The 19,378-nt window shown below is 73.2% G+C and carries 16 protein-coding genes; 3 read left to right on the top strand and 13 right to left on the bottom strand.

Annotated elements, in window-relative coordinates; genetic code table 11:
• Nucleotides 1–96: 96 nt before the first annotated feature.
• The 8 genes from ACZ5GT_RS21475 to ACZ5GT_RS21440 all read right to left on the bottom strand — a co-directional run bounded on the left by ACZ5GT_RS21475 (nucleotide 97) and on the right by ACZ5GT_RS21440 (nucleotide 9,933).
• Complete coding sequence (locus ACZ5GT_RS21475) at nucleotides 97–1,644, bottom strand: aldehyde dehydrogenase family protein (RefSeq protein WP_469027173.1); 1,548 nt, start codon at nucleotides 1,642–1,644, stop codon at nucleotides 97–99.
• A gap of 272 nt (nucleotides 1,645–1,916) precedes the next feature.
• A complete protein-coding gene (locus ACZ5GT_RS21470) occupies nucleotides 1,917–3,017 on the bottom strand; it encodes a hypothetical protein (protein WP_469027170.1) in 1,101 nt (366 codons plus the stop codon).
• Nucleotides 3,018–3,027: 10 nt separating this feature from the next.
• The gene (locus ACZ5GT_RS21465; protein WP_469027167.1) at nucleotides 3,028–3,387 is read right to left on the bottom strand and encodes a hypothetical protein; all 360 of its coding nucleotides are present in this window, start codon (nucleotides 3,385–3,387) and stop codon (nucleotides 3,028–3,030) included.
• A gap of 16 nt (nucleotides 3,388–3,403) precedes the next feature.
• Nucleotides 3,404–5,173 carry a hypothetical protein gene (locus tag ACZ5GT_RS21460; RefSeq protein WP_469027162.1) on the bottom strand — a complete coding sequence of 590 codons (1,770 nt, stop codon included), beginning with the start codon at nucleotides 5,171–5,173 and terminating at the stop codon, nucleotides 3,404–3,406.
• A gap of 306 nt (nucleotides 5,174–5,479) precedes the next feature.
• A complete protein-coding gene (locus ACZ5GT_RS21455; RefSeq protein ID WP_469027158.1) occupies nucleotides 5,480–6,469 on the bottom strand; it encodes a malate dehydrogenase in 990 nt (329 codons plus the stop codon).
• 401 nt (nucleotides 6,470–6,870) lie between these two features.
• Nucleotides 6,871–8,094, bottom strand: a complete 1,224-nt coding sequence (locus ACZ5GT_RS21450; RefSeq protein ID WP_469027153.1) for a helix-turn-helix domain-containing protein — start codon at nucleotides 8,092–8,094, stop codon at nucleotides 6,871–6,873.
• 509 nt (nucleotides 8,095–8,603) lie between these two features.
• A complete protein-coding gene (locus ACZ5GT_RS21445) occupies nucleotides 8,604–9,089 on the bottom strand; it encodes a DUF3017 domain-containing protein (RefSeq protein ID WP_469027146.1) in 486 nt (161 codons plus the stop codon).
• On the bottom strand, nucleotides 9,079–9,933 hold the full coding sequence (locus ACZ5GT_RS21440) for a bifunctional methylenetetrahydrofolate dehydrogenase/methenyltetrahydrofolate cyclohydrolase (RefSeq protein WP_469027141.1): 855 nt from the start codon (nucleotides 9,931–9,933) through the stop codon (nucleotides 9,079–9,081). The genes ACZ5GT_RS21445 and ACZ5GT_RS21440 overlap by 11 nt, the downstream gene beginning before the upstream one ends.
• A gap of 280 nt (nucleotides 9,934–10,213) precedes the next feature.
• On the opposite strand from ACZ5GT_RS21440, the gene ACZ5GT_RS21435 reads away from it, so the two are divergent.
• Nucleotides 10,214–10,846: a hypothetical protein gene (locus ACZ5GT_RS21435; RefSeq protein ID WP_469027137.1), complete on the top strand. Its 633-nt coding sequence runs from the start codon at nucleotides 10,214–10,216 to the stop codon at nucleotides 10,844–10,846.
• A gap of 149 nt (nucleotides 10,847–10,995) precedes the next feature.
• Here the strand turns inward: ACZ5GT_RS21435 and purH are convergent, their stop codons facing one another.
• Nucleotides 10,996–12,561 carry a bifunctional phosphoribosylaminoimidazolecarboxamide formyltransferase/IMP cyclohydrolase gene (gene purH / locus ACZ5GT_RS21430; RefSeq protein WP_469027130.1) on the bottom strand — a complete coding sequence of 522 codons (1,566 nt, stop codon included), beginning with the start codon at nucleotides 12,559–12,561 and terminating at the stop codon, nucleotides 10,996–10,998.
• A complete protein-coding gene (purN, locus tag ACZ5GT_RS21425; protein ID WP_469027123.1) occupies nucleotides 12,558–13,187 on the bottom strand; it encodes a phosphoribosylglycinamide formyltransferase in 630 nt (209 codons plus the stop codon). The genes purH and purN overlap by 4 nt, the downstream gene beginning before the upstream one ends.
• 283 nt (nucleotides 13,188–13,470) lie before the next feature.
• Here purN and ACZ5GT_RS21420 point away from each other — a divergent pair, with 283 nt between their 5' ends.
• Nucleotides 13,471–14,328 carry a hypothetical protein gene (locus ACZ5GT_RS21420; protein ID WP_469027117.1) on the top strand — a complete coding sequence of 286 codons (858 nt, stop codon included), beginning with the start codon at nucleotides 13,471–13,473 and terminating at the stop codon, nucleotides 14,326–14,328.
• A gap of 18 nt (nucleotides 14,329–14,346) precedes the next feature.
• Here the strand turns inward: ACZ5GT_RS21420 and ACZ5GT_RS21415 are convergent, their stop codons facing one another.
• A complete protein-coding gene (locus ACZ5GT_RS21415) occupies nucleotides 14,347–15,924 on the bottom strand; it encodes a cell division protein PerM (RefSeq protein WP_469027349.1) in 1,578 nt (525 codons plus the stop codon).
• Here ACZ5GT_RS21415 and ACZ5GT_RS21410 point away from each other — a divergent pair.
• Nucleotides 15,826–16,959: an RNA polymerase sigma factor gene (locus ACZ5GT_RS21410; protein ID WP_469027110.1), complete on the top strand. Its 1,134-nt coding sequence runs from the start codon at nucleotides 15,826–15,828 to the stop codon at nucleotides 16,957–16,959. The two genes, ACZ5GT_RS21415 and ACZ5GT_RS21410, sit on opposite strands and share 99 nt — an antisense overlap.
• A 91-nt stretch (nucleotides 16,960–17,050) precedes the next feature.
• Here the strand turns inward: ACZ5GT_RS21410 and sucD are convergent, their stop codons facing one another.
• Together sucD and sucC are read right to left on the bottom strand one after the other, a co-directional pair.
• The gene (sucD, locus tag ACZ5GT_RS21405) at nucleotides 17,051–17,935 is read right to left on the bottom strand and encodes a succinate--CoA ligase subunit alpha (RefSeq protein ID WP_324789072.1); all 885 of its coding nucleotides are present in this window, start codon (nucleotides 17,933–17,935) and stop codon (nucleotides 17,051–17,053) included.
• A gap of 27 nt (nucleotides 17,936–17,962) precedes the next feature.
• Nucleotides 17,963–19,144, bottom strand: coding sequence for an ADP-forming succinate--CoA ligase subunit beta (gene sucC / locus ACZ5GT_RS21400; protein WP_469027099.1), 1,182 nt, complete (start codon nucleotides 19,142–19,144; stop codon nucleotides 17,963–17,965).
• Nucleotides 19,145–19,378 lie beyond the last annotated feature (234 nt).

The raw sequence follows: 19,378 nt of genomic DNA, 5'->3' as shown, positions 1-19,378 counted from the left end.
GACCGGCCGTGGTGGGGGGCGGTGTGGTGGGACCGGCCGTTGTGGCGACCGGCGTCGTGCGGTCGCGGCTGGGGGTGGACGTGGGGGTGGGAAGGATCAGCCGGTGAACCAGCGGACGGGCCGGGGGGCGAGGTTGTGGTAGACGTGCTTGGTCTCCCGGTACTCGGCGAGTCCGGCGGGGCCGAGTTCGCGGCCCACCCCGCTCCTGCCGAAGCCGCCCCACTCCGCCTGGGGGAGGTAGGGGTGGAAGTCGTTGATCCAGACGGTGCCGTGGCGCAGCCGGGCGGCGACCCTGCGCGCCTTGGCGAGGTCCGCGCTCCACACGGCGCCCGCGAGGCCGTACTCGGTGTCGTTGGCGAGGGCGACGGCCTCGTCCTCGGTGCGGAAGGTCTCCACGGTGAGGACCGGCCCGAAGACCTCCTCGCGCACGATCCGCATCTCGCGGTGGCACCCGTCGAGCACGGTCGGCTCGTAGAAGTACCCGCCGGCGGGGCGCACGTCGCCGGGGGCCGGACGGCGTCCGCCGGTGCGCAGCACCGCGCCCTCGGCGAGCGCGGCGGCGACGTGGTCCTCGACCTTGGCGCGCTGCTGCTCGGAGACCAGCGGCCCGCACTCGACGCCGTCCTCGGTGCCGCGGCCGAGCCGGATGCGGCCCGCCCGGCGGGCGAGTTCCGCGACGAAGCGCTCCCGGACGGACTCCTCGACGACGAGGCGGGAGCCGGCCGAGCAGACCTGGCCGCTGTGGATGAAGGCCGCGTTGAGGGCCTGGTCGACGGCGGTGTCGAAGCCCTCCTCGGTGGCGCAGGCGTCGGCGAAGACCACGTTGGGGTTCTTGCCGCCGAGTTCGAGGGCGACCTTCTTGACGGTCGGGGCGGCGGCCCGCGCCACCTTGACGCCGCTGGCCAGGCCGCCGGTGAAGGAGACCAGGTCGACGTCGGGGTGCTCGGCGAGGCGGGCGCCGACCGTGTGGCCAGGACCGGTGACGATGTTGGCGGCGCCGGCGGGCAGCCCCGCCTCGGCCAGCAGCTCGATCAGGGCGACGGTGGTCAGCGGGGTGATCTCGCTGGGCTTGACGACGAAGGTGTTCCCGGCCGCGAGGGCCGGTGCGATCTTCCAACTGGCCTGCAGCAGGGGGTAGTTCCAGGGCGTGATCAGCGCGCACACGCCGACCGGCTCGTGTCCGACGACGCTGTGGACGTCGGGCGACCCGGCATCGACGACCCGGCCTGGGGCCTCGGCGGCGATCAGGCCGGCGAAGTAGCGGAACGCGTCGGCGACGCAGTCGACGTCGACGCGGCCCTCCTCGACGGTCTTGCCGGTGTCCCGGCTCTCCAGCAGGCCGAGCCGTTCGCGGTCGCGTACGAGGAGATCGGCGACCCGGTGCAGCAGGGCGGCGCGCCCGGCGGCCGGGGTGCGCGGCCAGTCGCCGTGGTCGAAGGCGTCGCGGGCGGCGGCGACCGCGAGGTCGGCGTCCTTCTCGTCACCCTCCGCGACCACGGCGAACGCCCGGCCGTCGGCGGGGTCCAGGATCTCGCGGGCGGCGCCGGAGACGGCTTCCCGCCACTCCCCGGCCGCATGGATGGTGTGCTGCGGCTGCTGTCGTTGCCGTGTCTGCCGTGTCTGCCGTGCCTGATGTCCGGCCATGATCGGTGCGTTGCCTTCCGTTCCGGTTCAGCGCCCCGGTGAGGATGTGCGCCGTCCGGGGACCGGGAGCACATGCCCTCGGGTCCTTGATGCATGCGCGATCCATGGCCGAAAGTGCGCCGTGTCACGGAGCGTGCGGGCGAAAGGGGGGCGAACCGCGCGCCGAAGGCGTGACGCGCGCCACGCGGGCGATGCCGTGTCCGGTGGATGCCGCCTTCGCGCTCGCACAGGTGAGGGAGGGCGCGAACGGCGAAGGGCGGGCCGTCGTCCGGTCAGTCCGGCGCCGGGTCCGCGTCGCAGGTGGTGTACGGCGGGCAGAACCAGTCCAACGCCGTGGTGAGCACCTTCAGTTCGTCGTCGCGGCCGTCGGACTCGGGGCCGTAGGAGGCGATGGCGTAGATGTTGCCGTCCGGGGCGACGAAACGCTCGTCCAGGACGTGCCAGGTGCCGACGTCGGGCTCGCCCTTGATCCGGTCGGCCAGGTACTCCAGGCGCGAGCCGGTGAACTCGCCGTCGTCGAGGGTCTTCAGGTCCAGCTCCTGGAAACCCGCGGGCTTCGGGGTCCGGTCGGACAGGTACAGCTGGAAGGAGGCGGCCGGGGAGGTCTCCTGCACCTGGTACACCTGCAGCCGGTGCTCGCGGTCCGGGCTGCGGTAGTTGACCACGGCGATCCCGTAGAGGGAGGGCACGGTGCTGCGCTTCCACCCCTCGGGGACGGCGACCCGGAACCCCTCCTGGTCGTCGTACGACTCGTAGCCGGCGGGAGGCGCGGTGGCCGACGGGGAGGCGGACGCCGTGGCGGAGGGCGGTCCGGACTCCGCCGGTTCGGAGGGCGCGGGACCGGCGGACGTGCTCGCCGCGGCCCGCCCACGGCCCGGGTCGTCGTCGTTCCTGCCGACCACCAGGGTCAGTACGAGGCTCACGGCGACCCCGACGGCGGCGGCCCCGACGACCACGGACCACACCAGCCGCCGGGAGGACCGACCGGCCGGCGAGCCGGACGACAGCTCCACGGACGGCGGCCAGCCACCGGCACCGGCACCGGCACCGGCACCGGCACCGGGGTCACCGTACGGCCCGCCGCTGCCGGCGGTACCCGGCCCGTAGGTCGGCCAGTTGTGGGCGTCGGACGCCGTCGGTGGCGCCGCGGGCGCGGCCGGGCCGCCGTCCACCACGGTTCCGCCGGCGCCCGGCCCGTGCCACCCGTTGGCCGTGCCCCGGCCGTCCGAGGTCGCCGCGCCCTCCGCCGCCGCGTCCGGGGCGAACTCCGGCCGGGCCGGCGGAGGTGCCGTCGGCTGCGCCGTCGGAGGGCTTCCCGGGTCGCCGTCCTCCCAGCGTTGGGTGTCCTCGTTCCAGTACCGTCCCCCGCTCATGGTGTTCCTCTCACATCCCCAGCAGACCGGCCACGGCCCCGGCCGAGGCGAGGACGCTCAGCAGCGCCTGGGAGTCGGCGAGGAGGGCGCGCAGGCGCTCCCGGCGGGTGGGGTCCGCCTGCCCGGTGCGGGTGAGCTGGGCCTCGGTGTCGGCGAGCGCCTCGTCCAGCGCGGCCGTCTGCTCGGTGGAGCGCACCCGCTCCAGGTCGGCGCGCAGTTCGCGCACCGCTTTCAGCAGCGCCTCGGCGTCCTCGTCGGCCACCGGGCCCGGCCCGTGCCGGTGGTGGCTCTCGGCGTGCGCGTGGCTGCCGACGGCGAAGGTGCTGTGCGAGACGTCGCCGAAGCTGACGGTGGGTTCCTCACTGGCCATTGCTGTCGGCTCCTTTCTACGGGGCGGTGCCGCCCGAGACACTGGATGCGGCGGAGGCGCTGGATGCGGTGGATGCGGTGGCGTGGCTGCCGACGGCGAAGGTGGAGTTGTCCACCCGGCCGATGTTCACGTCGCCGTTGCTGATGTTGACGACCTTCTGGACGAACTCGCCGGTCTCGTAACCGCATTCGGCCAGCGCGGCCCGTACCCCGTTCGCCACCCGGTCCTGCACACTGCGCAGGTAGCGGGCGACGTCCATGTCCTGGAAGAGGGAGCCGGCCGGGGCCGAGCCCAGCTCGCGCACCGACAGCGCGGGACCGTCGGGCAGGGCGCCCGCGTAGCCGCCGGTCAGCAGCCGCCACGCGTAGACCAGGCCGCGGCCGAGCTGGGCCAATGAACGGCCGGCGGACGCGGGCACCGGCACGATCGCCCCGGCGGCCTTGCCGAGCGCGTTGTTGTTGCGGAACCGGTGCGCCGAACGGTCGGCGTCCTTGAAGTCCTGGCGGACCGGGGCCAGCACGTGCGGGGCGATCTCCAGCATGAGCATGCGGCCCTGGGTGTGGATGCGCACGAACACGGTGACGACCAGCTCCTCCTCCCAGCCGCCGACCCGGATGCGCAGGAAGTGCCGCCGCTTCTCGGCGCCCTCCTCGACCGCGCGCGCCCGGTGCTCCTCGAAGGCGGTCGCCGTGTACGGCGCCTGATCGCGGCTGAGCAGGCCCTCGACGGGCAGGAACACGCACTCGTCGATCTCCAGCCAGCGCAGCCGGTCGCGGACGCCGGGGCCGGCGTGCGCCGACGGCACGCGGAGCTGTTCGAGCAGCGGCCGGATCTTCTCCAGGACCGTGCGGTTGCTGAGTGGCTGCTGCTGCTTGATCAGTTCGTCGCGTTTGAGTTCCACGGCGAGCACCCAGGTCTCGTGCGCCGTTCCCGCCCCGCAGAACGGGCGCGCCTCGTGGTACATGACCAGCGGTGCGTGCTGTTCGAGCCGGATGCGCTGCTTCAGCCGCTGGAAGCGCGGGTTGTCGGACTGCTCGGCGGGGTCACCGGCGGCGTCCGGGAAACGCTGCGGGGAGAGTTCGGCGGCCAGCGCGCGGCCGAACTGGTTGCGCTGGGCGTGGAGGCACCACGCGATGAGCGCGAACACGCCGAGGGTGAGCCAGGCATGCCAGGGCTTCGTCAGGCCGGGCAGTGTGTCGACGGTGGGCACGAGGAGGTCGGTGACGTTCTCGGGGCCGGAGGAGCCGGAGGAGCCGTAGCCGTCGTACGAGGAACCGTAGGAGGAGCCGCCGTCCGAACCGGCGCCGCCGAACGCCGCGTACACCGTCAGGCCCAGCAGCCCCGCGAAGGCGATACGCCCCCACCAGCGCAGGAGGAACGCGGCGGCCAGGCGGTACAGGGGCGGCTCCGCTGCTCGGCCCCTGATCCAGGGGGCGACGGCGAGGGCCAGGCCGGGCCACAGGAAGAAGATCATCAGCCCGCCGCTGAGCGCCGCGCCGACCACCCACAGTCCGGTGACCGCCCCCGCCCACAGCAGTTCGTTGCGGCGGGCGCGCAGGGCGTGGGCCAGGACGCGGGCGGCGTCGAAGCCGAGCGACGGCGCGACGATCCGCTGTTCGTTGAGGTGGAGCTGCTCGATGACCCGGTCGCGGTAGCCGGGGTCCAGGTAGGCGCCCGCGCACAGCAGCCGGGTCGCCTCGCTGGCGTGCGGCGGGGTGGGCGGTGTGGGCGGCGCCCCCGCGGGCGTCGTCGGCTGCGGTTGCTGCGGCACGTAGGCGGTGCTCACGCCACTCCCCCGATGCGTGGAAAGACCGTTCTCAGACGTCCGGCTGACAGCCCATCAGCATAGAGGGGCGGGCAGGTGCCGCGACACCGGAATCCCCGGGGACCGCTCCGGCGGGTGGCACTGGCCGCAGCGGCGGCGGAAACGGGCGCGGGCCCCGGTCCGGACAGTGCCGGAACGGGGCCCGTGCGGGCTTCGCGGGCTCGTGCCGCGCGTGCTTCGCGGGCTCGTGCCGCACTGGCTGTGCCGGCTCGTGCCGCGTGGGTTTTTGGGGCTCGTGGCGGAGAACGCCGGACGGCCGGGGATGCGTCAGACGAGGCCCAGCGAGCGGACCGCCTCGCGCTCCTCCTCGAGCTCCTTGACGGAGGCGTCGATGCGGGTGCGGGAGAACTCGTTGATGTCCAGGCCCTGGACGATCTCGTACTTGCCGTCCTTGCAGGTGACCGGGAAGGAGGAGATGAGGCCCTCCGGAACGCCGTAGGAGCCGTCCGACGGGATGCCCATGGAGGTCCAGTCGCCCTCGGCGGTGCCGTTGACCCAGGTGTGGATGTGGTCGATGGCGGCGTTGGCGGCGGAGGCGGCGGACGAGGCGCCACGGGCCTCGATGATCGCGGCGCCGCGCTTGGCGACGGTCGGGATGAAGTCCTCGGCCAGCCACTTCTCGTCGTTCACGGCCTCGGCGGCGTTCTTGCCGGCGACCGTGGCGTGGAAGATGTCCGGGTACTGGGTGGCGGAGTGGTTGCCCCAGATGGTCAGGCGCTTGATGTCGGCGACCGTGGTGCCCGTCTTCTTCGCGAGCTGGGTGAGCGCGCGGTTGTGGTCGAGGCGGGTCATGGCGGTGAAGCGCTCGGCGGGTACGTCCGGCGCGGCGGCCTGGGCGATCAGCGCGTTGGTGTTGGCCGGGTTGCCGACGACCAGGACCCGGATGTCGTCCGCGGCGTTGTCGTTGATGGCCTTGCCCTGCGGCTTGAAGATGCCGCCGTTCGCCTGCAGCAGGTCACCGCGCTCCATGCCCTTGGTCCGCGGGCGGGCGCCCACCAGGAGGGCGACGTTGGCGCCGGCGAAGGCCACGTTCGGGTCGTCGGTGATGTCGATGCCCTGCAGGAGCGGGAACGCGCAGTCGTCCAGCTCCATGGCCGTGCCCTCGGCGGCCTTCAGCGCCGGGGTGATCTCCAGCAGGCGCAGCTTGACCGGCACGTCCGCGCCGAGCAGCTGGCCGGAGGCGATGCGGAAGAGCAGGGCGTAACCGATCTGGCCGGCCGCGCCGGTGACGGTGACGTTCACGGGAGTGCGGGTCATGGCGTTCTCCGTATGACAGCTGGCGGTGGGCGTCCTTGCCCGGGGGTGCGGACGTGCGAATGATCGATCTCTTGGTATCAAGAGATCCACCGGTCAGGCTATCGCGCATCCGGGATCCCGGACGGCCGGGGTTGTGTGGCCCGTCCCACAGAGTGACGCCGGCGCCACACAGGACGACGGCGCGCCGGGGACGCTGACGCCACACAGGACGACGGCGCGCCGGGGACGGCGGCGCGGCATGGGACGGCGGCCGCCCGTCCGGGAGAGGAAGGACGGAGACGGCCGCCTGGTGGGGGGTCCCGACTGTGCCGGACTCCCGTGGGGGTACGGTTCGCGTGCCCGGGACGCGGGAGCCTAATCCTGGCGCCGGACATTTCTTTCGCGAACGTCCCCCGCGCGGCTCACTCCGTGCAGCCCTGCTGCCCCGACGCCAGCGTCGCGCACGCCGTCGCGTCGCCCGGGTCCTTCACGCCCACCATCGGCGTGTACGCGATCGTGTCGCCGGCCGTGGTGATGCTGTCGGTCTGCCGGGCCTTGCCCGCCGACACCTGGACCTGGTCGCCCTGGACGCCCTGGGTGATGCGGCCCCAGGCGGCGTCGCAGGTCTCGCTGTAGCGGACCTCGACGGTGGTCGTGCCGACGGTGGCGGTCTTGGCCGTGGTCACCGCGGTGGCGTCCTTGGTGCAGCCCATGATCTCCGCGTCCTTGCCGGTGCAGGAGTCGCCGCTGCACTTCACGCCGGGCGGCAGGTCGGTGGCGACGCTGGGGGAGGGCGACGGCGACTGCTTCTTGCCCTCGTCGCCCTTGCCCCCGCCGTCGGCCAGGAAGAACACGCCCGCGATCACCACCAGGACGCCGACGGCGCCGGCGAGGACCATCGTCAGCCGCCGCTTGCCGCCGCCCCCGCCGGCGGACCCGCCGGCCGACCCACCGGCCGGCCGCGGACCCTGCGGGGGCTCGCCGTACGGGCTCGGGGTGGTCGGCGTCCGGCCGGCGCCGCCGGGGGCCGGCGTCCCGGCACCCGGCCGGCGGTGGCCGCCGGACGCGGCCGGACCCCGGTAGCCGGCCATGTTCCACGAGTTGGTGCCCTGTCCGCCGGAGGCCGGCCCGGCGGCCGCGCCGCCGCCCCCGGCCCGCGCACCCGTCCTGTCGTCCACCGGGTCCGGCGCCGCCGGCCGCGGCGGCACCGTCGGGGCGACGCCCGCCGGTCCCGCGACGCCGGGTGTCGCCGCCGCTCCGCCGCTCCTGCGGGACTGCTTGCCCTTGGCGTCCGCCGGGGGCGTGGCCAGCTCGCTGAGCGCGGCGCGCGCCTGCGAGATCCGGATCGCTTCCATGGTCATGTCGTGGCGCATCTCCGAACGGCTCCAGGCGCGCTCGGCGAGCTCCCACATCGTCGTCAGGTGGATCGGATTGGTGCCCGTGACCTCGGCCAGTGCGACGATGGCGCCCTTGGGCGCGAGCAGCCGGCCGTTCAGGTAACGCTCCCAGGACGTCTTGCTGTAGCCGGTGCGGTCGGCCACGGACGCGATGCTCAGCCCGCTGCGGTCCACGAGCCGCCGCAGCTGGCTCGCGAACTCCCTGATCTGCGGATCCAGGTCCTCCGGCAAGGCCTTCCAGCGAGGCATTGCTTCCCCCCTCTTCCCCCGGGTGTGGTGCTGTTCGTCGCCCCCGTGCGTGGTGCCCGCTGCCGAGTGCCCCTCCGGCTACCCACAGGGATGCGCCGACTCAGGATCTCAGTTCCAGGGGTGGGGGCACACGGGTGCGTCGGGGCCGGGGCGTGCACCGTCGCACGTCGGCCGGGCCACGGTCCAGTCTCCCACCGACGGCCCCTGCGGCCGACCGCGCGGGTCGCCTGTGTCTCACCGGTCTCGCCGAGCCCCGCGGTCTCACCGGTCCCGCACGCGTCGGCGCCCTCGTGGGTCGGATGCCCGGTCGCTGCGAGGGACGGCGCCGGACGGTGCGCGGTTCCCGCGTCCGTGGCGAACCGCGGACACCGTAGCGAAACGGTCACCTCCGTGCCACAGCGTGCGGACAGCCGTTGAACAGGCGGTTCACCGCAAGGGAGGGTTGATCCCGGCGGCGGCCCGTCCTTGCTCGGGGGAGGGGACGGGCCGTTGCCGCACGGGCCGCGCGGCTAACCGCTGACCGTGAAGTGCAGGGTGTCCCCCAGGAAGGGGAGCTGCAGCCAGGGGTTCGGCTGGACCATCAGCGCCAGCAGCACGATCACCAGCCCGAGGGCCCCGTAGGTGACGATGTCCGTGAAGCGGGAGCGCACGGCGAGCATGCCGACGTCGGGCAGCAGCCAGCGCAGGACGCCGCCGGCCACCAGCGCGAGGCCGATCAGGAGCGTGCCGTACCGGAAGGCGTCGAGGGCGGTCAGCAGCAGGCCGACCGCGACCACGCCCAGCACGGCGAGGACCGGCCACTGCCGGGCGGGCGCCGGGGCGTCGCGCGGCGCGGCCCGGCCGCCGCCCTCGGGGCGGGCGGTGTCCCTGGTGAACAGCGGGAAGCGGCGGGTGACGCGGCGCGGCCTGCCCTCGGCGTCCGGCGCGCTGACCGCGTCCCGCACCTCAAGGTCGTCGTCCCGCACCTGAAGGTCGTCGGAGTCCTCAGCCGGCACGGCGCTCCGCCGCCTCGACCACGTTGACGAGCAGCTGCGCACGGGTCATCGGACCGACGCCGCCGGGGTTGGGGGAGATCCAGCCGGCCACCTCGGCGACACCCGGGTGGACGTCGCCCACGATCTTGCCCTCGGCGCTGCGGGAGACGCCCACGTCGAGGACGGCGGCGCCCGGCTTGACGTCCTCGGGCCGGATCAGGTGGGCGGAGCCGGCCGCCGCGATGATGATGTCGGCGCGCTTCAGGTGCGCCGACAGGTCACGCGTCCCGGTGTGGCACTGGGTCACCGTCGCGTTCTCGGAGCGGCGGGTGAGCAGCAGCGGCATCGGCCGGCCGATGGTGACACCGCGGCCGACGACGACGACCTCGGCGCCCTTGATCTCCACGCCGTAGCGGCGCAGCAGGGTGAGCACGCCGTTGGGGGTGCAGGGCAGCGGGGCCGGCTCGTTCAGGACCAGGCGGCCGAGGTTCATCGGGTGCAGGCCGTCGGCGTCCTTGTCGGGGTCCATCAGTTCGAGGATGCGGTTCTCGTCGATGCCCTTGGGCAGCGGCAGCTGGACGATGTAGCCGGTGCAGGACGGGTCCTCGTTCAGCTCGCGCACGACCGCCTCGATCTCCTGCTGCGTCGCCGTGGCCGGCAGCTCGCGCTGGATGGAGGCGATGCCGACCTGGGCGCAGTCGCGGTGCTTGCCGGCGACGTATTTCTGGCTGCCGGGGTCGTCCCCGACCAAAATGGTGCCGAGGCCGGGCGTGACGCCCTTCTCCTTCAGCGCCGCCACGCGGGCGGTCAGATCGGACTTGATCGCGGCTGCGGTGGCCTTGCCATCGAGAATCTGGGCGGTCATGGCCCCATCCTCGCGGATGACGGCCCCCCGGTTCCAATCCGGGTCCCCCCGCACCGCACCACGCCGCTCCCCCGGCGTCCGACCATGATCAGCGATGTTGCACTTGCACAACTCCTCGGGAATGCGGCTGGACAAGTAAGTCACCGGTAAAGAACCATGGCGGAACAGTGCCGCGGGCAGCTCATCGGGGGGACGCACCGCAAGCTCGGATCTTCCGGATCTTCCTCCGTACGGCGCCGCGCGTCGTCCCCGCACCTGGAGCAACGGAGGAAGCCCCGCCATGAGTTTCGGCGATCCGAACAACCCCTACGGCCCGCCGCCGGGCCAGCAGCCGGGCTACCCCCAGCAGGGTCAGCAGCCGGGGTACGCCCAGGGCCAGCAGCCGGGTTACCCGCAGGGTCAGCCGGGCTACGGCTACCCGCAGCAGCAGCCTCCCGGCTACGGCTACCCCGCAGCTCCCGCGCCCCAGCCGTACGGCGGCGCCCCGATGATGACGACGATGCCGGGCACCGTGAGCGCGGCCCGCATCCTGCTGTGGGTCATCGTCGCCCTGCAGCTGCTGGGCGTGGCCCTGTTCGCCTTCAGCGCCGCCACCATCCAGGCCGCCAAGAACGGCTCCCTCGACAACGAGGCCGCCTTCGAGCAGCTCAAGAACTACTCGACCGGCGCACTGTGGGCCTTCACGGCGTTCGCGCTGGCCTGGGGCGTGTTCGCGCTCGTGCTGGCGGTGAAGTTCAACACCGGCGGCAACGGCGTGCGCGTCGCGGCGATGGTCTTCGGCATCATCACCGCGGTCCTCGGCCTCTACCCGTTCATCATCGTCGGCCTCATCCACACGGTGCTCGGCATCCTGATCGCCGTGTTCGTCGGCAACGCCAACGGCAACGCCTGGTTCAACCGAGCGCGCTACTGAGCCGGCGGGGCTCGCGCCGAGCCGTCCACGCCGCTGAAGCACGAGGGCCGTGTCCCCCCCCTGGGGAGGGACACGGCCCTGCCGCGTCACACGGGTGCCGAGATCAGCGGAACGCGATCACTGGAACGCGAGGAACGCGAGGAACGCGATCAGTGGAAGAAGTGCCGGGTGCCGGTGAAGTACATCGTGATGCCGGCCTTCTCGGCGGCCTCGACGACCAGTTCGTCGCGGACCGAGCCGCCGGGCTGGACGATGGCCTTGATCCCGGCCTCGCTCAGCACGTCGATGTTGTCCGGGAACGGGAAGAAGGCGTCCGACGCCGCGTAGGAGCCGCGGGCTCGCTCCTCGCCGGCCCGCTGCACGGCCAGCCGGCAGGAGTCCACGCGGTTGACCTGGCCCATGCCGACGCCGACCGAGGCGCCGTCCTTGGCGAGCAGGATGGCGTTGGACTTGACCGCCCGGCACGCCTTCCAGGCGAAGGCCAGCTCGGCGAGCTCGGCCTCGGACAGCGCCTCGCCGGTCGCGAGCGTCCAGCCCGCGGGGTCGTCGCCGTCGGCCTGGAGGCGGTCGGTGACCTGCACGAGGACGCCGCCGTCGACGGGCTTGACCTCGACCGGGTTCGCCGGGGCGCCGGGCGCCCTCAGCACGCGGATGTTCTTCTTCTTGGTGAGGGCCTCCAGCGCGCCGTCCTCGTAGTCGGGCGCGACGATGACCTCGGTGAAGATCTCCGCGACCTGCTCCGCCATCTCCTTGCTGACCGGCCGGTTGACGGCGATGACGCCGCCGAACGCCGACAGCGGGTCGCAGGCGTGCGCCTTGCGGTGCGCCTCGGCGACGTCCGCGCCGACCGCGATGCCGCACGGGTTGGCGTGCTTGATGATCGCGACGCACGGCTCGGCGTGGTCGTACGCGGCACGGCGGGCGGCGTCCGTGTCCGTGTAGTTGTTGTACGACATCTCCTTGCCGTGCAGCTGCTCGGCCTCGGCGAGGCCGCCGCCGGTGCCGTCGACGTAGAGGGCGGCGGGCTGGTGCGGGTTCTCGCCGTAGCGCAGGGTGTTCTTGCGCTCCCAGGTGGCGCCGAGGAAGTCGGGGAACGACGAGTCGTCGACGGGCGCGTAGGAGGAGGCGAACCAGCTCGCGACGGCGACGTCGTAGGCGGCGGTGTGCTGGAAGGCCTCGGCGGCGAGCCGCTTGCGGGCGGCGAGGTCGAAGCCGCCGTCCTTGACCGCGGACAGGACGTCGGCGTAGCGGGCGGGGCTGGTGACGACCGCGACCGAGGGGTGGTTCTTGGCGGCGGCGCGGACCATCGACGGGCCGCCGATGTCGATCTGCTCGACGCACTCGTCGGGCGTGGCGCCGGAGGCGACGGTCTCCCGGAACGGGTAGAGGTTGACGACGACGAGGTCGAAAGGCTCGACGCCCAGCTCGGCGAGCTGCTGCCGGTGGCTGTCCAGGCGCAGGTCGGCGAGGATGCCCGCGTGGACCTTCGGGTGCAGGGTCTTGACCCGGCCGTCCAGGCACTCGGGGAAGCCGGTGAGTTCCTCGACCTTGGTGACGGGGACGCCGGCGGCGGCGATCTTCGCGGCGGTGGAACCGGTGGAGACGAGCTCCACGCCCGCCTCGTTCAGGCCGCGGGCGAGCTCCTCGAGCCCGGTCTTGTCGTAGACGCTGACGAGCGCCCGGCGAATCGGCCGCTTGTTGCTCTCGGCGGTCACTGGATAACTACCTTTCGTCCCTCGATGCGATAGCCGTTGCGGGCGAGGCGCCCCACGACCTCGACGAGCAGCCTTCGCTCGACTTCTTTGATGCGCTCGTGCAGAGCGCTCTCGTCGTCCTCGTCCCGGATCTCCACCACGCCCTGCGCGATGATCGGTCCGGTGTCGACGCCGTCGTCGACGAAGTGGACGGTGCAGCCGGTGACCTTGGCGCCGTACGCGAGGGCGTCCCGCACGCCGTGGGCTCCGGGGAAACTGGGCAGGAGGGCGGGGTGCGTGTTCACGAACCGGCCGCCGAATCGGGCCAGGAACTCCTTGCCCACGATCTTCATGAAGCCCGCCGACACCACGAGGTCGGGCCGGTACGCGGAGACGGCCTCCGCGAGCGCCGCGTCCCACGCCTCACGGGTGTCGTGGTCCTTGACCCGGCACACGAAGGTGGGCAGTCCGGCGCGCTCGGCGCGGGCGAGGCCCTCGATGCCCTCCCGGTCCGCGCCGACGGCCACGACCTCGGCTCCGTACGCCTCGGCGCCGGTGGTGGCGATGGTGTCGAGGAGCGCCTGCAGGTTCGTACCGGATCCGGAGACCAGCACGACGAGGCGCTTGGCCACGGGCTTGGCGGCCACGGTGGGGCCCTTTCTCGGGGAGGCGTTTGTATGGTCGTACGAATGCTTCGCGCCCCCGGATACGGGGAAGTCTACGAAGCGGCAGACCGTCAGCAACGATACCGGCACACCGGACGGCCCCCGTGGGACGGGGGCGTGGCCGGAAGGTAGCGTCTGCGGGGAGCGGGCTCGGGAACGCGGCAGGCGTGCGGAGCGTTTCCGGGGTGACAGCTCGAGGCCGGGCCGGCCCGCCGGACCGACCCACCACAACCACCGTACTCGCCAAGGGGAAGACGCTCACTTGATGCCGGACCGCAGTCTGCGACTCCTCGCCCTCCCCCCGCTTCCGGCGCAGGAAGGGGAGCACAGCCGCGTGCTGCTGCGGGAGCGGCGCGCCTCGCCTCCCGACGCGCCCTCGGGCGGGACGACGGGCGGCGGACGTGAGGGGGGCACGCAGGAGGACAACCCGTTCGCGCCGCCGCCGGAGGGTGCTCCGGACCGGCCCTGGCAGCCGCGCGGCCCGGTGGGACGGGGCTCCGGGGACCGCGGGGACTCCGGCCGGTCCGGCGCCCCTGGACACTCGGGGAATTCGGGGAGTTCAGGGAATTCGGGTGGCTCCGACGGCTCGTCCGGCGAGGGCGGCAGTTCCCCTTGGGGCAGCCAGTGGAGCGACCGTCAGCCCGGCCGCTCCTCCGGCGGCTTCGGCGAACGCCCCGGCGCTCAGCGCGGCGACAGCGAGGGCTCCAAGAGCCCCGGCCCCGGCGCGAACATGCGCTGGGACCCCACCGACCCCGTCCAGCGCCGTGCCCGGTACGCGCTGCTGGGCGGCATGTGGGCGTTCTTCTTCTCCCTGTTCGGCTGGCCGTACGTGGCCCTGCTGCTCGGCGCGCTCTCCCTGTACTGGGGCATCAGCGCGCTGCGCGCCAAGCCGCGCGCCGGCGCCGGCCCGGAGGCCGCCGGCCGCCCGCAGACCACGGCGGCGGTGAGCGGTCTGGTCACGGCGTCCCTCGCCATCCTCATGGTCGCCGCGAGCTTCACCGCGCACCTGGTCTACCGCGACTACTACACCTGCCGGAGCGACGCCCTCACCAGCGAGGCGCAGCAGTCCTGCAGCCAGCACCTGCCGAAGGAACTGCGGGGCCTGCTGGGCAACAACAGCTGACCCGCCACCCGGCTCCGGTCACGGCAGGTCCTGCGGCTGCTGTTGCTGCGGCGGCTGCGGCTGCGGTTCCGGTGGCTCGGTTGGCTTGTGCGGCTCCTTCGGCTTGCTCGGTTCGTACGGCTCCTGCGGGTCGGGCGCCTGTTCCGGGGGGTCCGGGAGCAGGGTGTCCCAGGGCTGGAAGCCGGCGTCGTCCAGGCCGGGGAAGGTGTACGCCACGATGCCGTCGGCGCCGGGGAGGTGCGCCGAGGGCGGGGTGCCGGGCCGAGCGGACGCACGGCGCCTGAACGAGGGCAGCCGCATCCGCAGACGGCGGCGGGCGGGTTGCACGGATGCGGGCGCCGGCCCAGGTGCCGGCTCGGATGCGGGCCCCGGTTCGCATGTGGGCCCCGGTTCGGATGCGGCGTGGTGGCGGGGTCGTCGGGCCGGCGCCGTCGGGAGCGCCGTGACCGCCGTCCACAGCAGGGCCGCGCCGCCCGTCTGCCACCACACCGGACCGAACCGGGCCAGTGCCGCAACTCCGAGCGGCCCGCCCGCCAGGGCCGCGAGCACCGCCATCGCGCCCCCGCACAGCAGCGCCCCCAGCCCGGCCGTGCCGACGGTCCACCCGCGCGAGCGGACGGCGTCCCCGACGGCGGCCCGCCCCACCAGCCGTCCCACCGTCACCCCGGCCGCCACCGGCACCAGCGCCGCCGCCCAGCTCACCGGCCCGCCGGCTCCCGGCTCCGGCACCGCCGCCAGGAGCGGGAACGACGGCAACGAGGGCACCGGCGCCGGCGAAAGGGGGGCGACCACATGGCCGACGCTCAGGGCGAAACCGGGGCCGAGCGCGTACGCCGCCGCCCAGACCGCCGCGTTCGGCAGCAGTGCCACGCACAGCAACAGCACCGCGAACCGGCCGGACCAGCCGTCCGTCAGCCGTAGCAGGGACGCCCCCGCCGCCCCGCCGTGCCAGGCCAGGGAGGCCGCCAGCAACAGCGCCCCGCCGCCGACCAGCACCGCCACCCCGCCCGCCGCGGCCCGTGCGGCCACGGCCAGGCGGTCCCGGGCCCCGGGCCCCGGCAGGACCCGTCGCACCGGCACCGGGAGGAGACCCGGCACGCCGTCCACCGCACCGTACGCACGGCCGTCCACCGCACCGTACGCACGGCCGTGCGCCGTCCACACGCCCGCCCCGGCCGCCGCCGCGGCCACCAGCGGCAGGCGCACCGCGGTCCACGCCCACGAGGGACGCAGTTCGCCGCCCGACGCGTACAGCGCGGCGGCCGCGGCGACGGCGAGGTAGCCGACGACGACGCCCGCCCACGCCGTGCGGCCCGGCACGAGCGGTTCGCCGGCCTCGCCCGCGTCCGCCGCGTCCCGGGCCGCCCGGTGGACCAGCCACACCGGAAGCGCGAGGAGCAGCAGCGGGGTGACGCCGACCGGCGCCGGGACGCCGGAGAGGGTGTCGGTGCGGACCAGTTCCGCGCCGTGCGCGAGCAGCCACAGCGCGGCGGCGAGGTGCAGCACGCCGTCGGCCCCGCCGGCGGGGTACGGCGAGCTGATCCACAGCACGGTCACCAGCATGGCGAACGCCCCGAGCCCGAGCCCGGCGGCGATCGCACCGCCCAGGAGGCCGACGGCCGACCCGGGCACTCGGTGGCGCCTCCGGGCGAGCCGCGGCGGCAACGGCGATCGGCGAGGGGTCATCAGGGTCACGCCCGTCATGATCCCAACGACACGCTCTTTCCCGTCGTAACCGCCCAACCTCCGATGTGTCGCTCAATATATTGTTATGTACTTTTTCGTACGAAGGGGCGCGCAGTGACGTCGAGTCACCAGACCGGTCAGGAAACCGACCTGACGCCCGCTCAGGCATTCGACGCGCTGTACGCGTTCTGCGCCCCCGCCCTCGTACGGCAGGCCTACCTCCTCACCGGGCGGCGCGAGGCGGCGCGCGAGGCGGTCGAGCGGGCCTTCCACCTCGCCTGGCAACGCTGGCCCGAGGTGGCCCGCGACCCGGATCCGGCGGGCTGGGTGCGGGCGGCGGCGCACGAGTGCGCGCTCTCCCCCTGGCACCGTCTCCGCCCGCGTCACCGGCACCCCGAACCGCCGCCGGCCGACCCCTCCCACCGCGCGCTGCTCCAGGCCCTGCGGGAACTCCCGCCGCCCCACCGCCGCACGCTCCTGCTCTACGACGGCGTCGGCCTGGACCTGCCGGAGACGGCGGCGGAGACGGAGGCGAGCACCCCGGCGACGGCACACCGGCTGCTGCACGCGCGGGAGGCGGTCGCCGCCCGCCTGCCGGAACTGGCGGACCCCGCGCGACTGCGCCGGCGGCTGGCCGAGGTGGCCTCCGCGGAACGGCTGCGGACCGCCACCCCGACGGCCGTGCGCACCTGCGGCGAGCGCCGGGCGCGCTTCTGGACGCGGGCGGCGATCGCCTTCACCGCGGCGCTGATCGCGACGACGGCGCTGACGCTGCGCTCCGCGCCGACGCGCTACGAGCCGCCGGTCCCGCCCGGGAGCACCGTGCAGGGGCTGCCGCCGCGGGTCGCGCCCGGCCCGCTGTCCCACCGCGAGGCGCGGCTGCGGGCCAAGCTGCGCTCCCAGGTCGTCCGGGGACCGGAGCGCCTGCTGCCCGTGCCGCGCTGACGCACCCCGACAAGCTCCGGTGACGACGGTGGGCCCGCCCCCTGGAAGGGAGCGGGCCCACGAGCCGTCGCGGACGGCGGGACTACCGGGTTCAGCCGGCCAGGATCTCGCGCGCCAGCTTCGCCGTCTCGGTCGGCGTCTTGCCGACCTTGACGCCGGCGGCCTCGAGGGCCTCCTTCTTCGCCTGCGCGGTGCCGGAGGAACCGGAGACGATGGCGCCGGCGTGGCCCATCGTCTTGCCCTCGGGCGCGGTGAAGCCCGCGACGTAGCCGACGACCGGCTTGGTCACGTTCTCCTTGATGAAGGCCGCGGCCCGCTCCTCGGCGTCGCCGCCGATCTCACCGATCATGACGATCAGGTCGGTGTCGGGGTCGTCCTGGAAGGCGGCCAGGGCGTCGATGTGGGTGGTGCCGATGATCGGGTCACCGCCGATGCCGACGGCCGTGGAGAAGCCGATGTCCCGCAGCTCGTACATCATCTGGTACGTCAGCGTGCCCGACTTCGACACCAGGCCGATGCGGCCCGGCTTGGTGATGTCGCCCGGGATGATGCCGACGTTGGACTGGCCCGGGGTGATGATGCCGGGGCAGTTCGGGCCGATGATGCGGGTCTTGTTGCCCTTCTTGCCGGCGTACGCCCAGAAGGCGGCCGTGTCGTGCACGGCGATGCCCTCGGTGATCACGACGGCCAGCGGGATCTCGGCGTCGATGGCCTCGTCGACCGCGTCCTTGGTGAACTTCTCCGGCACGAAGATGACGGAGACGTTGGCGCCGGTCTTCTCGATGGCCTCCTTGACGGTACCGAACACCGGTACCTCGGTGCCGTCGAAGTCCACGGTCTGACCCGCCTTGCGCGGGTTCACGCCGCCCACGACGTGAGTGCCGTCACCGATCATGAGCTTGGTGTGCTTCATGCCGGTGGCACCGGTCATGCCCTGGACGATGACCTTGCTGTCCTTGTTGAGCCAGATAGCCATGGTGTGTTGTGTCCTCGTCCTGAGTGCTTACTTGGCGGCGTGGGCCAGCTCGGCGGCCTTGTCGGCCGCGCCGTCCATGGTGTCGACGCGCTGGACCAGCGGGTGGTTGGCGTCGGTGAGGATCTGTCGGCCCAGCTCGGCGTTGTTGCCGTCGAGACGGACGACGAGCGGCTTGGTGACCTCCTCGCCGCGGTCCTCCAGGAGCTTCAGCGCCTGGACGATGCCGTTGGCGACCTCGTCACAGGCGGTGATGCCACCGAAGACGTTGACGAACACGGACTTGACGTCCGGGTCGCCGAGGATGATCTCCAGGCCGTTCGCCATGACCTGGGCGGAGGCGCCGCCGCCGATGTCCAGGAAGTTGGCGGGCTTGACGCCGCCGTGGTTCTCACCGGCGTACGCGACGACGTCCAGGGTGCTCATGACGAGACCGGCGCCGTTGCCGATGATGCCGACCTCGCCGTCGAGCTTGACGTAGTTGAGGTTCTTCTCCTTGGCCGCGGCCTCCAGGGGGTTGGCCGCCGCCTTGTCGTGGAGTTCCTCGAAGTCGGGGTGACGGAACTCGGCGTTGTCGTCCAGCGACACCTTGCCGTCGAGGGCGATGACCTCACCGGACGCCACCTTGGCCAGCGGGTTCACCTCGACCAGGAGGGCGTCCTCCTTGATGAAGGTGTCCCACAGCCTGACGAGGACGTTCGCGACCTTGTCCGCGACCTCGGCCGGGAACTTGGCGGCCGCGACGATCTCACGGGCCTTGGCCTCGTCCACACCGTCGATGGCGTCGATCGCGACCTTGGCGACGGCCTCCGGACGGGTGGCCGCCACCTCCTCGATCTCCATGCCGCCCTCGACGGAGGCGATGGAGAGGAAGGTGCGGTTGGCACGGTCGAGGAGGAACGAGACGTAGTACTCCTCGAGGATCTCGGGAGCGGTCTCGGCGATCATCACCTTGTGGACCGTGTGGCCCTTGATGTCCATGCCGAGGATGTCCGTCGCGCGGGCGACGGCCTCGTCCGGGGTGGCGGCGAGCTTCACGCCACCGGCCTTGCCGCGGCCGCCGACCTTCACCTGGGCCTTGACGACGGACTTGCCACCGAGGCGCTCGGTGGCTGCGCGGGCCGCCTCAGGCGTGTCGATGACTTCACCGGCCAGCACCGGTACATCGTGCTTGGCGAAGAGGTCCCTCGCCTGGTACTCGAACAGGTCCACGCGCTTCCGTCCCTATCAGTGATCTCGCGGTTCGTTGGATGCGTGGGCGTGCCGCGAAGGGCAACGTGACGTCCGCCGTCTGTCACAAGGGAGGCGCACACGGTGTCCGAGCGCGCGGCATGTCCGTCTCGCAGGTTATCGCCGCTGGCGGAGGGTCTCTAAATCGCGGGTCACACCTGAGCGGTGATACCTGTCACATGATGCCACGCTCACTGGCACGGCGTGCCGACGGTG

It is taken from the genome of Streptomyces sp. NPDC031340, assembly GCF_055569945.1.
This window is presented reverse-complemented; position numbering and strand designations above follow the sequence as displayed.

Coding starts and splice junctions, on each gene's coding strand:
- ACZ5GT_RS21440 (WP_469027141.1), bottom strand. CDS start 9,933: ATGACCGCCCAGATTCTCGATGGCAAGGCCACCGCAGCCGCGATCAAG.
- ACZ5GT_RS21420 (WP_469027117.1), top strand. CDS start 13,471: ATGCCGGACCGCAGTCTGCGACTCCTCGCCCTCCCCCCGCTTCCGGCG.
- ACZ5GT_RS21435 (WP_469027137.1), top strand. CDS start 10,214: ATGAGTTTCGGCGATCCGAACAACCCCTACGGCCCGCCGCCGGGCCAG.
- ACZ5GT_RS21475 (WP_469027173.1), bottom strand. CDS start 1,644: ATGGCCGGACATCAGGCACGGCAGACACGGCAGACACGGCAACGACAG.
- ACZ5GT_RS21470 (WP_469027170.1), bottom strand. CDS start 3,017: ATGAGCGGGGGACGGTACTGGAACGAGGACACCCAACGCTGGGAGGAC.
- ACZ5GT_RS21455 (WP_469027158.1), bottom strand. CDS start 6,469: ATGACCCGCACTCCCGTGAACGTCACCGTCACCGGCGCGGCCGGCCAG.
- sucD (WP_324789072.1), bottom strand. CDS start 17,935: ATGGCTATCTGGCTCAACAAGGACAGCAAGGTCATCGTCCAGGGCATG.
- ACZ5GT_RS21465 (WP_469027167.1), bottom strand. CDS start 3,387: ATGGCCAGTGAGGAACCCACCGTCAGCTTCGGCGACGTCTCGCACAGC.
- ACZ5GT_RS21450 (WP_469027153.1), bottom strand. CDS start 8,094: ATGCCTCGCTGGAAGGCCTTGCCGGAGGACCTGGATCCGCAGATCAGG.